The sequence below is a fragment of the Paracoccus lichenicola genome (genome assembly GCF_009708075.1).
Lineage (GTDB): Bacteria > Pseudomonadota > Alphaproteobacteria > Rhodobacterales > Rhodobacteraceae > Paracoccus > Paracoccus lichenicola.
The window spans coordinates 45,142-62,435 of record NZ_WMBT01000004.1 but is presented as its reverse complement, the minus strand read 5'-3'; the positions used below and the strand labels follow the sequence as shown (position 1 = coordinate 62,435).

Here is a 17,294-nt window from a genome sequence, read left to right as displayed (position 1 = left end):
AAGCAAGCGTTCCATCTGGTTATCGCATGGCCCGTCCCCTAAATTGCAACCGTGCATTGTTACTTCATTCATGCTTTCACCCGTAGAGTGCACTTTGCTTCACAAGGTGAAATCATGACACATCCCATGCGATTGTCCGCCCTTCTGGTCTGTGCCGTCCTGTCGGGCTGCGCGCAGTCCACAACGGGCATCAAGGCCGGGGGCGGCGACCCCCATGCCATGCAACTGATGTCGGCGGGCAAGGCCACCTGCCTTGCCACCAGTTCCAGCCAGAACAGCCACGGCGCGGCGGCCACGAATGCCGTGCGCCGCAAGGCAGGCCTGCAGCCCGTGCAGCCCGATCCGGTGCTGGCGCAGGTGGCGGCCCGGCACGCCTGCGACATGGCGCAGCGCGGGCGGATGACGCATATCGGCAGCAGGACCAGCGGTCCCGGCCCGCGCGTCAAGGCCGCAGGCTATGCGCCCACCGTCACGGCCGAGAATATCGCCGCCGGACCGTTTTCCCAGGACCGCGTGCTGGCGGAATGGAATGCATCCAGCGGCCATCTGGCGAACATGCTGATCCCGCAGGTCCGCGATTACGGCATCGGGCAGGCCATCGGGCCGGACGGCAGGACGCGGTTCTGGGCGGCGGTCTATGCCGCGCCGAAATGATCAGGCGGGTTCGGGGGCGGCCAGGTCGGTGAACTGCATCCGCGCCAGCCGGGCGTAAAGCCCGCCCTCGGCCACCAGGGCGTCATGGGTGCCCTGGGCGACGATCCGGCCCGCGTCGAAGACCACGATGCGGTCGGCCTTCTTCACCGTCGCCAGACGGTGCGCCACGACAACGGTGGTGCGGCCTTCGGACAGGCGCTGGACGGCGGCCTGGACCAGCGATTCGGATTCGGCGTCCAGCGCGCTTGTCGCCTCGTCCAGCAGCAGGACGGGGGCGTCGCGCAGGATCGCGCGGGCGATGGCGATGCGCTGGCGCTGGCCGCCCGACAGCATCACGCCGCGTTCGCCCAAGGGGGTGTCATAGCCTTGCGGCAGGGTGCTGATGAAGTCATGGGCGTGGGCGGCGCGGGCGGCATCCTCGACCTCGGACGCCGGGGCGTCGGGGCGGCCCAGGCGGATGTTGTCCAGCGCGGTCGCGGCGAAGATCACCGGATCCTGCGGGACCAGCGCCATGGCCTGCCGGAAATCGGCGCGCGCCATGTCGCGCAGGTCGATGCCGTCCAGTGTGACGCGCCCCATTGCCGGATCCCAGAACCGCTGGATCAGCTGGATCACGGTCGTCTTGCCCGCGCCGGACGGCCCGACCAGGGCCACCGTCTCGCCCGGCCGGATGGTCAGGCTGACCCCTTCCAGGGCCGAGACATCGGGCCGCGTGGGATAGCGGAAGCTGACGCCTTCCAGCACGATCTGGCCGCGCACGGGGCGGGGCAGGGGGACGGGATGGGCGGGATCGGTCAGCGCATCCTCGGCCGCCAGCAACTCGCCCAGGCGTTCGGTGGCGCCCGCCGCGCGCTGCAATTCGCCCCAGATTTCCGACAAGGCCCCGGTCGATCCCGCGACCAGGATCGCATAGATCACGAACTGCACCAGTTGGCCTGCGGTCATGACCCCCGCCTGCACGTCGCGCGCGCCGACCCACAAGACGCCGATCACCCCCGCGAAGATCAGGAAGATCACGATGGCCGTCATCACCGCCCGCGTGCGGATCCGCGTCAGCGCCACGTCGAAGGACCGTTCGGTCACGTCGTCGAAGCGCGCGATGCTGCGCCCTTCGTGCGTATAGGCCTGCACCGTCTGCGCGGCCAGCAGGGTTTCGGACGCCGCACCGGATGAAGCCGCGATCCAGTCCTGGCCCACGCGCGACAGGCCGCGCAAGCGTCGGCCCAGCACGATGATCGGCACCATGATCACCGGGATGATCAGCAGCACCAAGCCCATCAGCTTGAACGAGGTGAAGGCCAGCATCGCCATCCCGCCCGCCAGGATGATCATGTTGCGCAGCGCGATCGACAGCGACGATCCGATCACCGACTGGATCAGCGTGGTGTCCGTGGTGATGCGCGACAGGATCTCGCCCGTCATCACCCGCTCGAAAAAGGCGGGGGACAGGGTGATGACGCGGGCAAAGACCGCCTTGCGGATGTCGGCCACGACCCGTTCGCCCAGGCGGGTGACGAAGTAATACCGCGCCGCCGTGCCCAGGGCCAGCAGGGCCACGATCAGCAGCGCCGCGCCGAAATATTTGTCCAGCAGGCCTGCGCCGTCGTCGAAATTGTCCACCACCCGGCGCGCGGCCAGGGGCAGGATCAGGCTGATGGCCGATGTGGCCGCCAGCGCGACCAGCGCCAGCACCACCTGCACGCGATAGGGCCTCAGGAACGGTCCCAAGGCGCGCAGCGCGCCCACGCGCTTGCTGGTGGGCCGGTCGTGGATGATCGTCGTGCCGCGTGCCATGTCTGCCTTGTCCGGTCGATGTGCCCCCAGGGGGTTTAGGGGCTGGCGGCCCTCAGGACAAGCGCGGGGCGCCGGGGATCAGCCTTCCGTCGGCCAGTTGGTCGGCGATCCGGTCCACGGCCCCCGCCAGCTTTTCGTCGATGATGTGCAGGTATTGCGTCCAGTCCGACAGGTGCTGCAATTCCGCCACGCCGTCGGAAATGCCGCGCAACCCAATCAGCGGAACCCCGAAATGCTGGGCCGCGCGCAGATGGGCGAAGGTTTCCATGTCCACCATGTCCTCGGCCACGGCGTCATAGCCCGCGCCGCTGACGATGTTGGCGCCGGTGGAGAGGGTCGCGCCCGTGATGCCTTCGACCCGGTGGGGCAATTCGACGCGGACCGGCAGGTCCAGCAGCGGCGTGCGCCCCTTCTCGAACCCCAGGGGGGATGCGTCCATGTCGCGATAGGCGACCGCCGTGACCTGATACACCTCGGCCTGTTCCAGCCGCGCCGAACCCGCCGACCCCAGCGACACGATCAACCGGGGCAGGTCCGCCATTCCGGCCAGGGCGGCGGTCAGCTGCACCGCGCCCTCGACCGGGCCGATGCCGGTGATGAGGGGGTCGATGCGGGCGCGCAGGGCGGGACCGTATTCGGCGGCGGCCGCCATGACGAACAGGACGGGAATGCCCGCGATGCGGGTGGGGGACTTGGTCATGGATCCTCGCGGCTCTGGCCTTCGCAGGGGTGGCACGAGGCGGGGCCGCGGGTCAAGCATTGGCCCTTGCGGGACGCGCGGCATCCGTGGCAAGGGCGCGCCCATGGGCAAGGTCGGCGATCTTTATCGGCAGCGCGTGGCGGATGGGCGGATCGAGGCGGATCCGGCGCAGCTTTCCGTGCTGCCGCATCTGGACCGGGTGCTGGACGACATCTCTGCCGCGCCCCCGCCGGAAAAGCGGTCGGCCTGGCGCGCCTTTCTGGGCGTGGGCAGCCCGCCGCCCGTTGCCGCGCCGAAGGGGCTTTACCTGTGGGGCGGGGTCGGGCGCGGCAAGTCGATGTTGATGGACCTGATGGCCGAGGCCGCGACCGTGCCCGCGCGGCGCGTGCATTTTCATGAATTCATGCAGGAAATCCAGGCCGGGCTGAACCGCGCCCGCCAGCGGGGCGATCAGGACACCGTGCGCCCCGTGGCGCTGGAGGTCGCGGCCGCCGTGCGCCTGCTGTGCTTCGACGAGATGCAGATCACCGACATCGCCGACGCGATGATCGTGGGGCGGCTGTTCCAGGTGCTGCTGGAACAGGGCGTGGTGATCGTCACGACATCGAACCGCGCGCCCGAGGATCTGTACAAGCACGGGCTGAACCGGCAATTGTTCCTGCCCTTCATCGCCCTGATCCGCCAGCGGATGGAGGTCGTGTGCCTGGACAGCCCCGTGGACCACCGGCAGGGGCGGGCGTCGGGCGGACAGGTCTGGTTCTGCCCGGCGGATGCGGCCGCCAAGGCGGCAATGGACGCGATCTGGTCTGACCTGACCGGGGATGCTGCGGGCGAGCCGCGCCGGATCGAGGTCGGCGGGCGCAGCTTTACCCTGCCTTTGTTTGCCGATGGCGTGGGCCGGTCGGGTTTCTGGGATCTGTGCGGCAAGCCCCTGGGTCCGGCGGATTACCTGGCCCTGTCGCGGACGGTCCGGGTGCTGATGATCGACGGGATCCCCCGGCTGTCGGCGTCGAACTACAACGAGGCCAAGCGGTTCGTGACGCTGATCGACGCGCTGTACGAGGCCAAGGTCCGCCTGATTGCCAGCGGCGCGGACCAGCCCGAGCAGCTTTACAACGAGGGCGAGGGCAGCTTCGAGTTCGAGCGCACCGCCAGCCGTTTGCGCGAGATGCAGGACGCGGATTGGGGACAGGACAAGGGGTGAAGGGCCTTGCCGGATTTGTCCCGCGACAAATCCGGCCGCGCCTGCCTGCCCCTTGGCAGGCGCGATAAACGCGCCCGCCCAGTCAGGCGCGGCCGGATTGCTGGCGTCCGGTCCGGTTGCACGCCCCTTGCCCTGCGGCCTACGGCCTTCGGGCAATCGGTCCGGGCGAATGTCCACTGGACATTCACCTGCCGGACCTCTCACAGCTTAGCCGTTTTCCCGCAGCACCCGCCCCGCCAGATAGAGCGACCCGCAGATCAGGATCCGCGCCTTGGGGTCGCGGGCGATGATCTGCGTGATGGCTTCCGCCGCATCCGTGGCGGTGGTCGCGGTCATGCCGACGCTGGCGGCTAGCCCTGCCGTCGTTTCGGCGGGCAGGGTGTTCGGCTCACCGGGGATGTCGATGGCGGTCAGGGACCGGGCGTGGGCCGCAAGCGGGCGCAGATAGCCCGCGATGTCCTTGGTGTTCAGCATCCCGCAGACCAGATGCGTCGGCCGCGGCGGCATGGCGGCCAGCGTCGCGGCCACCGCCTCGCCCCCCGCCGGGTTGTGGCCGCCGTCCAGCCACAACTCGGCCTGCGGACCGGCCAGATCGACCAGAGGGCCGCGGCGAAGGCGCTGCATCCGGGCGGGCCATTGGGCCTGCGTGACCGCCGCGCGGGCCTGGGCGTCCGTCGCGCCCAACTGGCGCAGGGCGGCAAGGGCGGTGCCGGCGTTCTGGATCTGGTGCGGGCCGATCAGGTTCGGCAGCGGCAGATCCCACAACCCGTGGTCGTCCTGATAGACCATGCCGCCCCTGTCGGGCGCGATCATCCAGTGCTGGCCATGGGCAAGGACCGGCGCGGTCAGGCCGGATGCCTTGGCCTCGATCACGCGCAGGGCCTCGTCGTCTTGGGGGCCGACGACCACCGGCACGCCGCGCTTGATGATCCCGGCCTTTTCCGCCGCGATCAGGGGCAGCGTCTCGCCCAGGTATTGCGTGTGGTCGATGCTGACGGGGGTGATGACGGTCAGGCGGGGGCTGTCGATCACGTTCGTCGCGTCCAGCCTGCCGCCGAGGCCCACCTCGAGCAGCGTGTAATCGGCGGGGGTGCGGGAAAAGGCCAGGAAGGCGGCGGCGGTGGTGATCTCGAAGAAGGTGATGGGCTGGCCGGCGTTCGCGGCCTCGCATTCTTCCAGCGTTGCCGCCAGATCGGCCTCGGCAATCAGATCGCCCGCCACGCGGATGCGTTCGTGGAACCGCGCCAGATGCGGCGAGGTATAGGCGTGGACGCGGCAGCCACCCGCCTCAAGCCCCGCACGGATCATGGCCTGGGTGCTGCCCTTGCCGTTGGTGCCCGCGATGTGGATCGCCGGGGGGATGCAGCGTTCGGGGTGGCCCAGGGCCGCCAGCAACCGGTGCATCCGGTCCAGCGACAGGTCGATGACCTTGGGGTGGAGCGACATCAGGCGGTCCAGGACGGCGTCGGAATGGCTCATGCTGTTGCAGCCGGGGGCCAGCCCCCGGACCCCCGGGATATTTGGGCGAAGATGAAATCAGTCGGCGGGCGCCGGTTCGGGCTGGACAGACGGGGCCACCGGCGCGGGCAGGTCGGCGCGGGTGGGCGCGGGCATCCGGCCCAGCAGGCGCAGGATCGAGACCAGCTCGTCGCGCAACTGCTTGCGGTGCGTCACCCGGTCCAGCATCCCGTGTTCCAGCAGGTATTCGGCGCGCTGGAAGCCTTCGGGCAGTTTTTCGCGGATGGTCTGTTCGATCACGCGGGGACCGGCAAAGCAGATGAGCGCATTGGGTTCCGCGATCTGGATGTCGCCCAGCATGGCATAGCTGGCGGTGACGCCGCCGGTAGTCGGGTGGGTCAGCACGACGATATAGGGCAGGCCGGCTTCGCGCAGCATCTCGACCGCCACCGTGGTGCGGGGCATCTGCATCAGCGACAGGATGCCTTCCTGCATCCGCGCGCCGCCCGCCGCCGAAAACAGCACCAGCGGGCGTTTCGTCTTCACCGCCCGTTCGGCGGCGGCGATGATGGCGTTGCCCACATACATGCCCATGGACCCGCCCATGAAGCTGAAGTCCTGGGCGGCGGCGATGATGGGGGTGCGGCCGATCTCTCCCTCGGCCACCAGCATGGCTTCCTTTTCGCCGGTGGCCTTTTGCGCGGCCTTCATGCGGTCGGGGTATTTCTTCTGGTCGCGGAATTGCAGCGGGTCGGCGATGGGTTCGGGCACCTTCACGTCCAGGAACACGCCGCCGTCGAACAGCGCCGCGAAACGGTCGCGCGGGCTGATCGCCAGGTGATGGTCGCAACTGGTGCAGACGTTCAGGTTGTCCGACAGTTCGCGGTGAAACAGCATCGTTCCGCATTCGGGGCACTTGGTCCACAGGTTCTCGGGCACCTCGCGGCGCGAGAACAGCGAATTGATGCGCGGACGGACATAGTTGGTGATCCAGTTCATTCGCGGGCGGTCCCTGCTGTTTTCAAGCCCCCGAGATAGGCCGCGACGGGGGGAATTGCAATTGCCGTGGCGGGCGGGAATGATGCGGGCCATGTGGGCCTCATTCCTTGTCATGCTGCATACGACGGTCACGCTTGCCCTGATCGCGCGCGTCCTGATCCGCCCGCGGCTGGACCCGTCCGTCCGCCTGGCCTGGATCATGGTGATCGAGGCGCTGCCCCTGGTCGGCATCCTGGCCTATGTCCTGTTCGGAGAGGTGCGGCTGAACCAGGCCGAGGTGCAGCGCATGGCCGACGTGCGCGACCGGCTGACCAACCTGCGCGTCCCCAACCCCGCCGTGATCGCGGAACCCCCTCATTACGCGCTGCCCGTGGTGGCGGCGAATGCGGCCGTGGGCGGCATGTCGGCGCTGTCGGGCAACCGCATCCGCCTGCTGGAGGAGGGCGACGAATCCATCGACCGGATGATCGACGCGATCGACCGGGCCGTGGATCACGTCCATGTCCTGTTCTACATCTGGCTGCCCGACCATTCCGGCCGGAAGGTCGCCGAGGCCGTGGCCCGCGCCGCCGCGCGCGGCGTCGAATGCCGGGTGATCGTCGATGCCCTGGGGTCGCGCCTGCTGGTGCGGTCGGCGCTGTGGACCCGGATGCAGGAAGCCGGGGCCGAATGCGTCACGGCATTCCCCTGGGGCCTACCCTTCATCAGCGTGCTGTTCCGGCGGCTGGACCTGCGCAACCACCGCAAGATCCTGGTGGTGGACAACCGCGTGGCCTTTTCCGGCAGCCGCAACTGCGCCGACATGGCCTTTGCCATCAAGCCGCGCTTCGCCCCCTGGGTGGACATCCTGATGTCGGTCGAGGGTCCGGTCGTGCGGCAGTTCCAGTCGGTCTTCCTGGGCGACTGGATGAGCTATACCGGCAAGGATCTGGGCGACATGCTGTTGCCCGTCGCGCCCGTCGCCGATCCCGGAGAGGTCGCGCAGGTCATTCCCACCGGGCCGGACCGGCGGCAGGGGTCGATTTCCGATTGCCTGACCGGGATGCTGCACGCGGCGCGCGACCGGGTGGTGATCACCACGCCCTATTACGTGCCCGACACCGCCCTGGACGCCGCCGTCCGCGCCGCCGCCCGCAGGGGGGTCGAGGTGACGATGATCCTGCCCGCCCGCAACGATTCCTTTGTCGTCGGCGCGACCAGCCAGGGCTTCTATTACGGGTTGCTGTCGGCGGGCGCGCGGATCCTGCTGTTCCAGGACGGGCTTTTGCATTCCAAGATCATGACCGTGGACGGCCGCATGGGCATGGTCGGCAGCGCCAACCTGGACCGCCGCAGCTTCGAGCTGAACTACGAGGTGAACATGGCGGTCTTCGATCACGAATTCGTGGCCGAACTGGATGCGCGCCAGGACAGCTATGCCGAGCGGTCGCGCGAGATCACGCTGGAGGAGGTGCGCGGCTGGTCCATCCTGCGCCGGCTGCGCAACAACCTGTTGGCGCTGGCCTCGCCGTTGTTGTGAAGGGGATCGGCATGGAGGCCGGGGACATCGCGGCGCGGCTGGCGGACCTGGACGGCTGGCAGCTGTCGCCGGACGGGAAGGCGATCTTGCGGCGCTTCCCCTTCAAGGGCTTTGCCAAGGCCGTCGAGATGGCGAATCTGGCGGCCTGGCTGGGCAACCGGCAGAACCATCATCCCGACGTGCGCTTCGGCTGGGGCTATTGCGAGGTGGCCTTCACCACCCATGACGCGGGCGGGTTGACGGATGCGGATTTCGCCTGCGCCGCCCGGCTGAACGAATTGGTCGCGTAACGCTTGTTCACGTCATGGTTGCAGTTTATCCACACGGGGAACGGACAAGGGACCCCCGAATGGTCAAGCAACTGCTGCAAATCCTGGGGCGCCATCGGGATCGCATTGATTGGCCCCGCCTGGCTGACAAACAGGACCGCACGCCGCGTCCTGTCGATCCCGAACTGCGGGAACGGGCACAAATCCTGCATCGGCAACTGTCGCGGTTCCTGCAGGCTTCGGACCCGTGGATGCTGCGCAAGAACGAGGTGTCGGAAGGCGACCTGCCCCCCGGCACGGACTGGTTCTGGCGACCGCACCTGCTGCGGGGCCAGATCAGCCCGCAGGCCGTCGCCTCGCCCGGGAACGGGCAACGGCTGGGCGAGGATGCGGCCTTGTGGCACGACTGCCCCCACGGCGCGATGATCCTGCGCCAGTCGCTGCGGCCGCAGCCGGGGCAGGGCGCAAGCTATGGCCTGCGGATCGAGATGCTGGGCACCACCTGCAGCTTCCTGGCGCTGGCGCTGGAACTGCCGGGCGATGCGCTGGAACGCCTCGGCCCGGACCGGGTGCTGCTGCTGGACACGGTGATGGATGCGGAACGCCCGATCACGATGTATGCCCGCATCAACCTGGTGCAGGGGCCGAACACCGAAACCATGCTGCGCCAGCTTGGCCATCCGGTCGAAGGGCAGGGCGCCGCGCGCCGCGCCGAGTTCGACCTGGCCTATGCCGACCTGGCGAACCGGCCGATCGAACGGGCCTGGCTGGACCTGATCTTCGAGCAGCCGCGCATGAATGCGGTCAGCATCAACGACGCGGTGGTGTCGCACCATCCGCGCGCGCAGACCTGAAGGGGGCGGCGATGAAGTTTGAAAGCCATGGCGTCGTGGCCGGTTGCTGGAACGGCGCATTGCAGGCAACCAATCCGCCCGCCGACCTGTCGGTGGTTCATCGCGGCCAGGTCGTCGCCAGGGCCGCCTTGCGCGATGCCGGTCCGGGCGTCTGGTCGGTGGCGGCCGATCTTCCCGCCACCGTCATCGACAACGGGGTGAATGGCCTGCTGCTGGTGGCGGGCGATCCCGACAGCCCCAGATCGCAGGTGCTGTGCAGCCTGACCCTGGTCGCGGGAACGGTCGCGGGCGACGACCTGCTGGCCGAGGTGGCGCAGCTGCGCGCGGAACTGGAACTGCTCAAGCGCGAATTCCGCCGCTTTGCCGCGGGCGGCTGACCCGCCGTCATCCGCGCGTCACGCTTTCTTGCGAAAACCCCGGGCGGTGGCTATATCGGTCCTTTCGCCTTGAACGACAAAGGTTTCGCATGGCCGGAATTCAGACGCCCTTTTATCTGATCGACAAGCCGGCGCTTCGCCGCAACATGGAAAGGGTGGCCTGGCTGCGCGAGGCGTCGGGGGCCAGGGCGCTGCTGGCGCTGAAATGCTTTGCCACCTGGTCGGTGTTCGATGTCATGCGCGACCACATGGACGGCACCACGTCGTCGTCCTTGTTCGAGCTGCGGTTGGGGCATGAGGAGTTCGGCAAGGAAACCCATGCCTATTCCGTGGCCTGGGCCGACCACGAGATCGACGAGGCGGTGTCCTATGCCGACAAGATCATCTTCAACAGCCTGTCCCAGCTGGACCGATACGACAACAAGACGGCAGGGATCGCGCGCGGCTTGCGCCTGAACCCGCGCTTTTCCACCAGCGGCTTCGATCTGGCCGACCCGGCGCGGCCCTTCAGCCGGTTGGGGGAATGGGACATGGCGCGGCTGGATGCGGCGATGGACCGCATCAGCGGGGTGATGATCCATTATAATTGCGAAAACCGCGACTTCGACCTGTTCGACAGCCAGCTGACCCGGATCGAGACCGAATTCGGCGCGATCCTCAAGCGCCTGGACTGGGTGTCCCTGGGCGGCGGCATCCATTTCACCGGCGACGGCTATCCGCTGGACCGCCTGGCCGACCGGCTCAAGGCCTTCCAGGACCGCTGGGGCGTCCAGGCCTATCTGGAGCCGGGCGAGGCCAGCATCACCGGCACCGCCACGCTGGAGGTGAGCGTCCTGGACATCATTGACAACGGCAAGCAGGTCGCCATCGTGGACAGCAGCATCGAGGCGCACATGCTGGACCTGCTGATCTATCGCGAAACGGCCAAGCTGCCGCAGGCGGGCGATCACGCATACCAGATCGCGGGCAAGACCTGCCTTGCAGGCGACATCTTCGGGGACGCGCGTTTCCCGCAGCCCCTGGCGATCGGCGACCGGATCAGCATCGCGGACGCGGCGGGCTATACAATGGTCAAGAAGAACTGGTTCAACGGCGTCGCCATGCCCGCCATCGCCATCCGCGAGGACGACGGGACCATCCGCACCGTCCGCAGCTTTCCTTATGAAGAGTATAAATCCAGCCTGTCGTAAGGCTGCCTTCCTGCAACCCCGGAAAGGATCCGTAATTGGTCAAGAAGAACGTCCTCATCATCGGCGCGGGTGGCGTCGCGCAAGTCGTGGCGCACAAGGCGGCGCAATGGGCCGCCGAATTCGGCGACCTGCACATCGCCAACCGCACCCAAGGCCGGGCCGACGCGATCATCGACGGCTTGCGCGCCAAGGGGCACCAGATGCCCTTCACCAGCCATGCGCTGGACGCGATGAACGCGGGTGAGGTCGAGGCCCTGATCCGCAAGGTGGACGCGGGCATCGTCATCAACGTGGGCACGGCCTTCGTCAACATGACCGTCCTGGAAGGCTGCATCCGCGCGGGCGCCGCCTATATCGACACGGCCATCCACGAGGATCCGGCCAAGATCTGCGAAACGCCGCCCTGGTACGGCAACTACGAATGGAAGCGGCGCGAGGATGTGGCGCAGGCCGGCATCACCGCGATCCTGGGCGCGGGCTTCGATCCCGGCGTGGTCAACGCCTATGCCCGCCTGGCCGAGGACGAGTATTTCGACAGCATCGACTCGATCGACATCGTGGACATCAATGCCGGTTCCCACGGCCGCTGGTTCGCCACCAACTTCGACCCCGAGATCAACTTCCGCGAATTCACGGGCCAGGTCTATTCCTGGCAGAATGGCGAATGGCGGACGAACAGGATGTTCGAGGTGGGCCGCGAATGGGATCTGCCCGTGGTGGGCAAGCGCAAGGCCTATCTGTCCGGCCATGACGAGGTGCACAGCCTGTCCGCCCGCTATCCCGACGCCGACGTGCGCTTCTGGATGGGCTTCGGGGACCATTACATCAATGTCTTCACGGTGCTGAAGAACCTGGGCCTGCTGTCCGAGCAGCCCGTGAGGACCGCCGAGGGGCAGGAGGTCGTGCCCCTGAAGGTCGTCAAGGCCGTGCTGCCCGATCCTGCCAGCCTTGCCCCCGATTACGAGGGCAAGACCTGCATCGGCGACCTGGTCAAGGGCCGCCTGGACGGCAAGCCGGGCGAGGTCTTCATCTACAACGTCGCCGACCACAAGGAAGCGTTCCTTGAGGTCGGCAGCCAGGGCATCAGCTATACCGCGGGCGTGCCCCCGGTCGCGGCGGCGATCCTGGTCGCACGCGGCACCTGGGACGTGCGCAAGATGGCCAATGTCGAGGATCTGCCCGCCCGCCCCTTCCTGGACCTGCTGGGGCAGATGGGCCTGCCCACCCGCGTGATCGACGCCGCGGGCGACCATCCCATCTGACGCACCCGCGCTGCGGGCATTCGGCGGCGGCCCGGAACGACCGGGCCGCCGTTCGCGTTCGGGACCCGTGGCGTTGACGCGGGGGGCAAGGGGCGTGGCCGACAAGTTCAGCTTTCCGCGGTTCGGATCGGCAGGCAGCGGCGCCAGCGGGCGCGCGGCCAACTGGGCCGTCGTCGGCATCTTCCTGATCATGGCCTTTGCCGCCATCGCCGCCGGGCGTGACTTCCTGATGCCGGTGACGCTGGCCGCGCTGTTGTTCTTTGTCTTCACGCCCCTGCGCCGCCTCGCGCGCCGCCGCGGCATCCCCGATGCGCTGACCGCCACGGTCGTGACCCTGGGCCTTGTGGTGGCGGCGGCGCTGATCGGCCTGGGCGCCAGCGGCCCGATCAACCAGGCGGCCCAGAACCTGCCCACGATCAAGGTCCGCCTGGAACAGAAGTTCAGCGAATTGCGCGAATCCTTCGAGGAATTGCAGCAGGCCGCCCAGCAGATCGAGGAGGTCCAGAACGGCAGCGGGGATGGCGAGGCAACCCCCACCGTCATGGTCGAGGAAGCCCGCGACAGCACCCTGACCTCGCTGATGAAGTTCACCCCCGCCATCGCGGGCCAGGTGGTCTTCACGCTGTTCTTGCTGTTCTTCATGCTGGCCTCGGGCGATCTTCTGTATCTCAAGATCGTGCAAAGCTTCGATTCCCTTGGCGAAAAGCGCAGCGCCTATCTGGCCCTGCGGCAGATCGAGGATTCGCTGGGCAATTACCTGGGCGCGATCACCATCATCAATGCGGGGCTTGGGCTGGCGATCGGGCTTGCGATGTTCGCCTGGGGGATGCCCGGCGCGATCCTGTTCGGGATCGGCGCCTTCGTGCTGAACTATATCCCCTATCTGGGCGCGATCACGGGCGTCGCGGTGTCCGGCATCGTGGCCCTTGTCGTCATGCCGGGCGTCTTCTGGCCGATGATGGTGGCGGGAACCTACATGTTCCTGACCTCGCTGGAGGGGCAGGTGATCACGCCCTATTTCGTGTCGCGCCGGTTGCAGATGAACACGGTGGTGGTGTTCCTGGCCGTCGCGCTGTGGGCCTGGCTGTGGTCGGTGATCGGCATGATCATCGCCGTGCCGGTGCTGGTCGTGCTGCGGGTGCTGGCCGATTACATCCCCGGCTGGGAAAAGTTCGGCAACTTCCTGGCGGGCGAGGAACCCCCCGCCATCGAGGACGAGGACGAGGAGGAAGCCCGCGACATCGTCGAGGCCGGCGCCCAGGCCGAGGACGAAAGCGCCGCGCGCCAAGCGACGGCAGCCGTGGTGGCCGAGGAGAAGGCCGGGGACTAGCCGCCTTTTCCGAAGGCCAGAAAAACTTTTCATTCCGGCTTGGAAAGGCGCGGGGCGTGACGTAAGGGATGCGAAAGTGCACGATGGTATGCCGCCGCACGAGTCACAAAGGAGCAGCGCGATGACCCCCACCCGCTATATCCAGAGGCACGGCCTTGACGTGGCCGAGGACCTGGCCGCCTTCGTGGAAACCCGGGTGCTGCCCGGCACGGGCGTGGATGCGGATCGCTTCTGGTCGGGCTATGCCGGGCTGCTGGCCGATCTTGCGGCCGAGAACCGTGCCCTGCTGGACCGCCGGGCCGAGTTGCAGGGCCGGATCGACGCCTGGCACAAGGCGCGCGGCAACCAGCCCTGGGACGTGTCGGCCTATCGCGCCTTCCTGGCCGAGATCGGCTATCTTGTGCCCGAACCCGCGCCCTTCGCCATCGACAATGGCCGCATCGACCCCGAGATCGCGCAGGTCGCCGGGCCGCAGCTGGTGGTGCCGGTCAGCAATGCCCGTTTCGCGCTGAACGCCGCCAATGCCCGCTGGGGGTCGCTTTACGATGCGCTTTATGGCTCCGACGTGATGGGACCGCCGCCCGCACCCGGTCCCATCGACCCGGCCCGCCGGGATGCGGTCGTGGCCCGCGCGGCGCAATTTCTGGACGAAACCTTCCCGCTGGCCGGCGGCAGCCATGCCGATGTTTTGGCCTATCGCGCCGATGAAAGGGGGCTGACGGCCACCCTCGGAACGTCCGATGTCGCGCTGCGCGATCCGTCCGCCTTTGTCGGCACCCATGTGGCGGGCAAGGACACGGGCCTTGTGCTGCGCCACCACGGGCTGCATGTCGAACTGGTCATCAACCCCGGCCACCCCATCGGCGCGGCCTCTGCGTCAGGCCTGCGCGACGTGGTGCTGGAAGCCGCGCTGACCGCCATCCAGGATTGCGAGGACAGCGTGGCCGCCGTCGATGCCGCCGACAAGGTCGATGTCTATGCCAACTGGCTGGGCCTGATGACGGGTGATCTGACCGACAGCTTTGAAAAGAACGGCAAGCCCATGACCCGCCGCCTGGCCCCTGACCGCCAGGTGACGCGCCCCGACGGCAGCACCCTCACCCTGCCGGGCCGCGCGCTGCTGCTGGTGCGCAACGTGGGCCATCTGATGACCACGGATGCGGTGCGCCTGGACGGGCAGGACACGCCCGAGGGGCTGATGGACGCCATGGTGACGGTCGCCTGCGCCATCCACGATCTGCGCAAGACGGAAGGGCCAAGGAACAGCCGCGCGGGCGCGATCTATGTGGTGAAGCCCAAGATGCACGGTCCCGACGAGGCCGCCTTCGCCGACCGCACCTTTACCCGGGTCGAGGAAATCCTGGGCCTGCCCGCCAACACGGTCAAGCTGGGCCTGATGGACGAGGAAAGGCGCACCAGCGCCAACCTTGCCGCCTCGATCCACGCGATCCGCAACCGGGTATTCTTCATCAACACCGGCTTTTTGGACCGCACGGGGGACGAGATCCATACGGCGATGCAGGCGGGCGCCTTTGCGGGCCGCGATGCCACGCGCCGGTCGGGCTGGCTCAAGGCATACGAGGATCGCAACGTGCTGATCGGCCTGGCCTGCGGGCTGCGGGGGCGCGCGCAGATCGGCAAGGGCATGTGGGCGAAACCCGATGCCCTGGCCGAGATGCTGGCGACGAAGATCGCCCATCCGCAATCGGGCGCCAATACCGCCTGGGTGCCCAGTCCGACGGCCGCCACGCTGCACGCGCTGCATTACCACGCCGTCGATGTCGCCGCGCGCCAGGACGAACTGGCGGGCCAACCGGTCCCCGACCTGGACGCCCTGCTGACGCCTGCGCTGATGGGCGACACGCCCTTGCCGCAGGACCAGATCCTGCGCGAACTGGACAACAGCGCGCAGGGGATCCTGGGCTATGTGGTCCGCTGGGTCGATCAGGGGGTGGGCTGTTCCAAGGTGCCCGACATCGACGACGTGCCGTTGATGGAAGACCGCGCCACCTGCCGCATCAGCGCGCAACTGCTGGCGAACTGGCTGGAACAGCGCCTGATCACCCGCGACCAGGTCGAGGACGCCCTGCGCCGCATGGCGGTGAAGGTGGACGAACAGAACGCGGGCGATCCGGCCTATGTCCCGATGGCCCCCGGCTTCGACGGCCCTGCCTTCGAGGCCGCGCGCGATCTGGTGCTGACGGGGGCCACGCAGCCCTCGGGCTATACCGAACCGGCGCTGCACGCCCGGCGCAGGCAGGCCAAGGCATTGCGGCGCGCATGAGACCGGGAAAACCGCCGTTGCCAAAGCGGCGGTTTTCCCGTTTCGCCAGGGCCGATCAGCCCTGCTTCTGAAACTCCATCTGCCGCACGAACCACAGCGCGACCGCCGTCGCCACCGCGCCCGACAGCAGATACAGCCCCGCCGCGAACAGGCCCAGCGTGGTGGACAGGAACAGTGCCGTCAGTGGCGCCAGGCCCGCGCCGAACAGCCAGCCGAGCGCCGAGGCAAAGGCGGAATCGGTGTAACGGTTGCGGCTGTTGAACATCGACGCCACCGCGCCCGAGGATTGGCCGAAGCTGATCCCCAGGATCAGGAAGCCCCCGATCATGTAGACGGATTCGCCCGTCTTGCCGCCTTGCAGCAGCAGGGGCGCCAGCAGGCTGAAGGCGCCGATGGCCAGCGCGCCCCACAGCAGCACGCGCCGCCGCCCGAACCAGTCCGCCAGGTAACCCGACAGCAGGACCGACGCCAGGCCGAAGGCCGCGGCAAGCGCCGTCAGGTTCAGGAAGAAGGTCAGCGTCTCGTCGGTGTAGAGATAAACCCAGGACAGCGGGAACACCGTCACCATGTGGAACATGGCAAAGCTTGCCAGCGGCACGAAGGACGCCAGCCAGATCGCGCGCCAGTCGGACCGGAACGCGGTGCGGATGGGCGTGGGCTGCAATTCCCGCGTCTCGAAGGCCTCCTGGAACTCGGGCGAGGCGATGATGCGCAACCGCGCGAACAGCGCCACCACGTTGACCGAAAAGGCCACGAAGAACGGATAACGCCAGCCCCAGTCCAGAAAGTCCTGTTCGGACATGTTGGACACGAGATAGGAAAACAGCAGCGCCGCCACGATCAGCCCGATGGGCGCGCCAAGCTGCGGCACCATCGCATAAAAGCCGCGCTTGCGCTTGGGCGCGCTCAGCGCCAGCAGGGATGCCAGCCCGTCCCAGCTGCCGCCGATGGCCAGGCCCTGGCCGATGCGCAAAAGCGCCATCACCACGATCGCCCATTCGCCCAGCACCGCATAGGACGGCACCAGCCCCATCGCGACCGTGGACGTGCCCAGCAGGAACAAGGCCAGCGTCAGCTTGGCCACGCGCCCCTGCTCGCGGTCGATATACATGAAGATCGCCGTGCCGATGGGCCGCGCGACAAAGGCCAGAGCCACCAGCACGAAGGACAAGAGCGTCCCGGTCAGCGGATCCACGAAGGGAAACAGCCGCGCCGGGAACACGATCACCGAGGCGATGGCGAAGACGAAGAAGTCGAAGAACTCGGACGTGCGCCCGATCACCACGCCCACCGCGATGTCCGAAGGCGAGACGTGGATGTCGTCGGCATCCTTGCCGGGACTTTGACGAGAAGGGATTTCGGCAGATGTCGCCATTGCGTGAACCAATCCGGGTTGGGCA

Annotated in this window: 15 protein-coding genes; 10 read left to right on the top strand and 5 right to left on the bottom strand. The window is 67.8% G+C overall.

Going from position 1 to position 17,294, the window contains the following annotated elements:
• Positions 1-114 precede the first annotated feature (114 nt).
• Positions 115-654 carry a CAP domain-containing protein gene (locus GIY56_RS08955; RefSeq protein ID WP_230312398.1) on the top strand — a complete coding sequence of 180 codons (540 nt, stop codon included), beginning with the start codon at positions 115-117 and terminating at the stop codon, positions 652-654.
• Here GIY56_RS08955 and GIY56_RS08950 read toward each other — a convergent pair whose 3' ends face one another.
• Together GIY56_RS08950 and GIY56_RS08945 are read right to left on the bottom strand one after the other, a co-directional pair.
• Positions 655-2,448 carry an ABC transporter transmembrane domain-containing protein gene (locus GIY56_RS08950; protein WP_154764490.1) on the bottom strand — a complete coding sequence of 598 codons (1,794 nt, stop codon included), beginning with the start codon at positions 2,446-2,448 and terminating at the stop codon, positions 655-657.
• A gap of 52 nt (positions 2,449-2,500) precedes the next feature.
• Positions 2,501-3,148 carry a 5'-methylthioadenosine/S-adenosylhomocysteine nucleosidase gene (locus tag GIY56_RS08945; RefSeq protein ID WP_154764489.1) on the bottom strand — a complete coding sequence of 216 codons (648 nt, stop codon included), beginning with the start codon at positions 3,146-3,148 and terminating at the stop codon, positions 2,501-2,503.
• A 103-nt stretch (positions 3,149-3,251) separates the two neighbouring features.
• On the opposite strand from GIY56_RS08945, the gene zapE reads away from it, so the two are divergent.
• Positions 3,252-4,352 carry a cell division protein ZapE gene (zapE, locus tag GIY56_RS08940; RefSeq protein ID WP_154764488.1) on the top strand — a complete coding sequence of 367 codons (1,101 nt, stop codon included), beginning with the start codon at positions 3,252-3,254 and terminating at the stop codon, positions 4,350-4,352.
• A 207-nt stretch (positions 4,353-4,559) separates the two neighbouring features.
• Here zapE and GIY56_RS08935 read toward each other — a convergent pair whose 3' ends face one another.
• Both GIY56_RS08935 and accD read right to left on the bottom strand, forming a co-directional pair.
• Positions 4,560-5,831 (bottom strand): bifunctional folylpolyglutamate synthase/dihydrofolate synthase, encoded by a 1,272-nt coding sequence (locus GIY56_RS08935; protein ID WP_154764487.1) that lies wholly within the window; start codon positions 5,829-5,831, stop codon positions 4,560-4,562.
• Positions 5,832-5,888: 57 nt separating this feature from the next.
• A complete protein-coding gene (gene accD, locus GIY56_RS08930; protein WP_154764486.1) occupies positions 5,889-6,809 on the bottom strand; it encodes an acetyl-CoA carboxylase, carboxyltransferase subunit beta in 921 nt (306 codons plus the stop codon).
• A gap of 112 nt (positions 6,810-6,921) precedes the next feature.
• Here accD and cls point away from each other — a divergent pair, with 112 nt between their 5' ends.
• From cls to GIY56_RS08890, 8 genes are all read left to right on the top strand, one after another.
• Complete coding sequence (gene cls, locus GIY56_RS08925) at positions 6,922-8,328, top strand: cardiolipin synthase (RefSeq protein WP_230312396.1); 1,407 nt, start codon at positions 6,922-6,924, stop codon at positions 8,326-8,328.
• Between the two features lie 11 nt (positions 8,329-8,339).
• Positions 8,340-8,618 (top strand): 4a-hydroxytetrahydrobiopterin dehydratase, encoded by a 279-nt coding sequence (locus tag GIY56_RS08920; protein WP_154764484.1) that lies wholly within the window; start codon positions 8,340-8,342, stop codon positions 8,616-8,618.
• A 59-nt stretch (positions 8,619-8,677) separates the two neighbouring features.
• A complete protein-coding gene (locus tag GIY56_RS08915) occupies positions 8,678-9,451 on the top strand; it encodes a DUF6478 family protein (protein WP_154764483.1) in 774 nt (257 codons plus the stop codon).
• Positions 9,452-9,462: 11 nt separating this feature from the next.
• On the top strand, positions 9,463-9,828 hold the full coding sequence (locus tag GIY56_RS08910; RefSeq protein WP_154764482.1) for a hypothetical protein: 366 nt from the start codon (positions 9,463-9,465) through the stop codon (positions 9,826-9,828).
• A gap of 89 nt (positions 9,829-9,917) precedes the next feature.
• Positions 9,918-11,018, top strand: coding sequence for a carboxynorspermidine decarboxylase (locus tag GIY56_RS08905; RefSeq protein ID WP_154764481.1), 1,101 nt, complete (start codon positions 9,918-9,920; stop codon positions 11,016-11,018).
• 35 nt (positions 11,019-11,053) lie between these two features.
• Positions 11,054-12,280 carry a saccharopine dehydrogenase family protein gene (locus GIY56_RS08900; protein WP_154764480.1) on the top strand — a complete coding sequence of 409 codons (1,227 nt, stop codon included), beginning with the start codon at positions 11,054-11,056 and terminating at the stop codon, positions 12,278-12,280.
• 94 nt (positions 12,281-12,374) lie between these two features.
• Positions 12,375-13,610, top strand: a complete 1,236-nt coding sequence (locus GIY56_RS08895; protein ID WP_328288490.1) for an AI-2E family transporter — start codon at positions 12,375-12,377, stop codon at positions 13,608-13,610.
• A gap of 121 nt (positions 13,611-13,731) precedes the next feature.
• Entirely contained in the window at positions 13,732-15,894 is a 2,163-nt protein-coding gene (locus tag GIY56_RS08890; protein WP_154764479.1) for a malate synthase G, read from the top strand.
• Between the two features lie 55 nt (positions 15,895-15,949).
• Here GIY56_RS08890 and GIY56_RS08885 read toward each other — a convergent pair whose 3' ends face one another.
• The gene (locus GIY56_RS08885; RefSeq protein WP_154764478.1) at positions 15,950-17,269 is read right to left on the bottom strand and encodes an MFS transporter; all 1,320 of its coding nucleotides are present in this window, start codon (positions 17,267-17,269) and stop codon (positions 15,950-15,952) included.
• Between the last annotated feature and the right edge of the window lie 25 nt (positions 17,270-17,294).

Excerpts from the sequence above, each read along its gene's own strand:
- GIY56_RS08955 (WP_230312398.1), top strand. The coding sequence starts at position 115 with ATGACACATCCCATGCGATTGTCCGCCCTTCTGGTCTGTGCCGTCCTG.
- GIY56_RS08950 (WP_154764490.1), bottom strand. The coding sequence starts at position 2,448 with ATGGCACGCGGCACGACGATCATCCACGACCGGCCCACCAGCAAGCGC.
- GIY56_RS08945 (WP_154764489.1), bottom strand. The coding sequence starts at position 3,148 with ATGACCAAGTCCCCCACCCGCATCGCGGGCATTCCCGTCCTGTTCGTC.
- zapE (WP_154764488.1), top strand. The coding sequence starts at position 3,252 with ATGGGCAAGGTCGGCGATCTTTATCGGCAGCGCGTGGCGGATGGGCGG.
- GIY56_RS08935 (WP_154764487.1), bottom strand. The coding sequence starts at position 5,831 with ATGAGCCATTCCGACGCCGTCCTGGACCGCCTGATGTCGCTCCACCCC.
- accD (WP_154764486.1), bottom strand. The coding sequence starts at position 6,809 with ATGAACTGGATCACCAACTATGTCCGTCCGCGCATCAATTCGCTGTTC.
- cls (WP_230312396.1), top strand. The coding sequence starts at position 6,922 with ATGCTGCATACGACGGTCACGCTTGCCCTGATCGCGCGCGTCCTGATC.
- GIY56_RS08920 (WP_154764484.1), top strand. The coding sequence starts at position 8,340 with ATGGAGGCCGGGGACATCGCGGCGCGGCTGGCGGACCTGGACGGCTGG.
- GIY56_RS08915 (WP_154764483.1), top strand. The coding sequence starts at position 8,678 with ATGGTCAAGCAACTGCTGCAAATCCTGGGGCGCCATCGGGATCGCATT.
- GIY56_RS08910 (WP_154764482.1), top strand. The coding sequence starts at position 9,463 with ATGAAGTTTGAAAGCCATGGCGTCGTGGCCGGTTGCTGGAACGGCGCA.
- GIY56_RS08905 (WP_154764481.1), top strand. The coding sequence starts at position 9,918 with ATGGCCGGAATTCAGACGCCCTTTTATCTGATCGACAAGCCGGCGCTT.
- GIY56_RS08890 (WP_154764479.1), top strand. The coding sequence starts at position 13,732 with ATGACCCCCACCCGCTATATCCAGAGGCACGGCCTTGACGTGGCCGAG.
- GIY56_RS08885 (WP_154764478.1), bottom strand. The coding sequence starts at position 17,269 with ATGGCGACATCTGCCGAAATCCCTTCTCGTCAAAGTCCCGGCAAGGAT.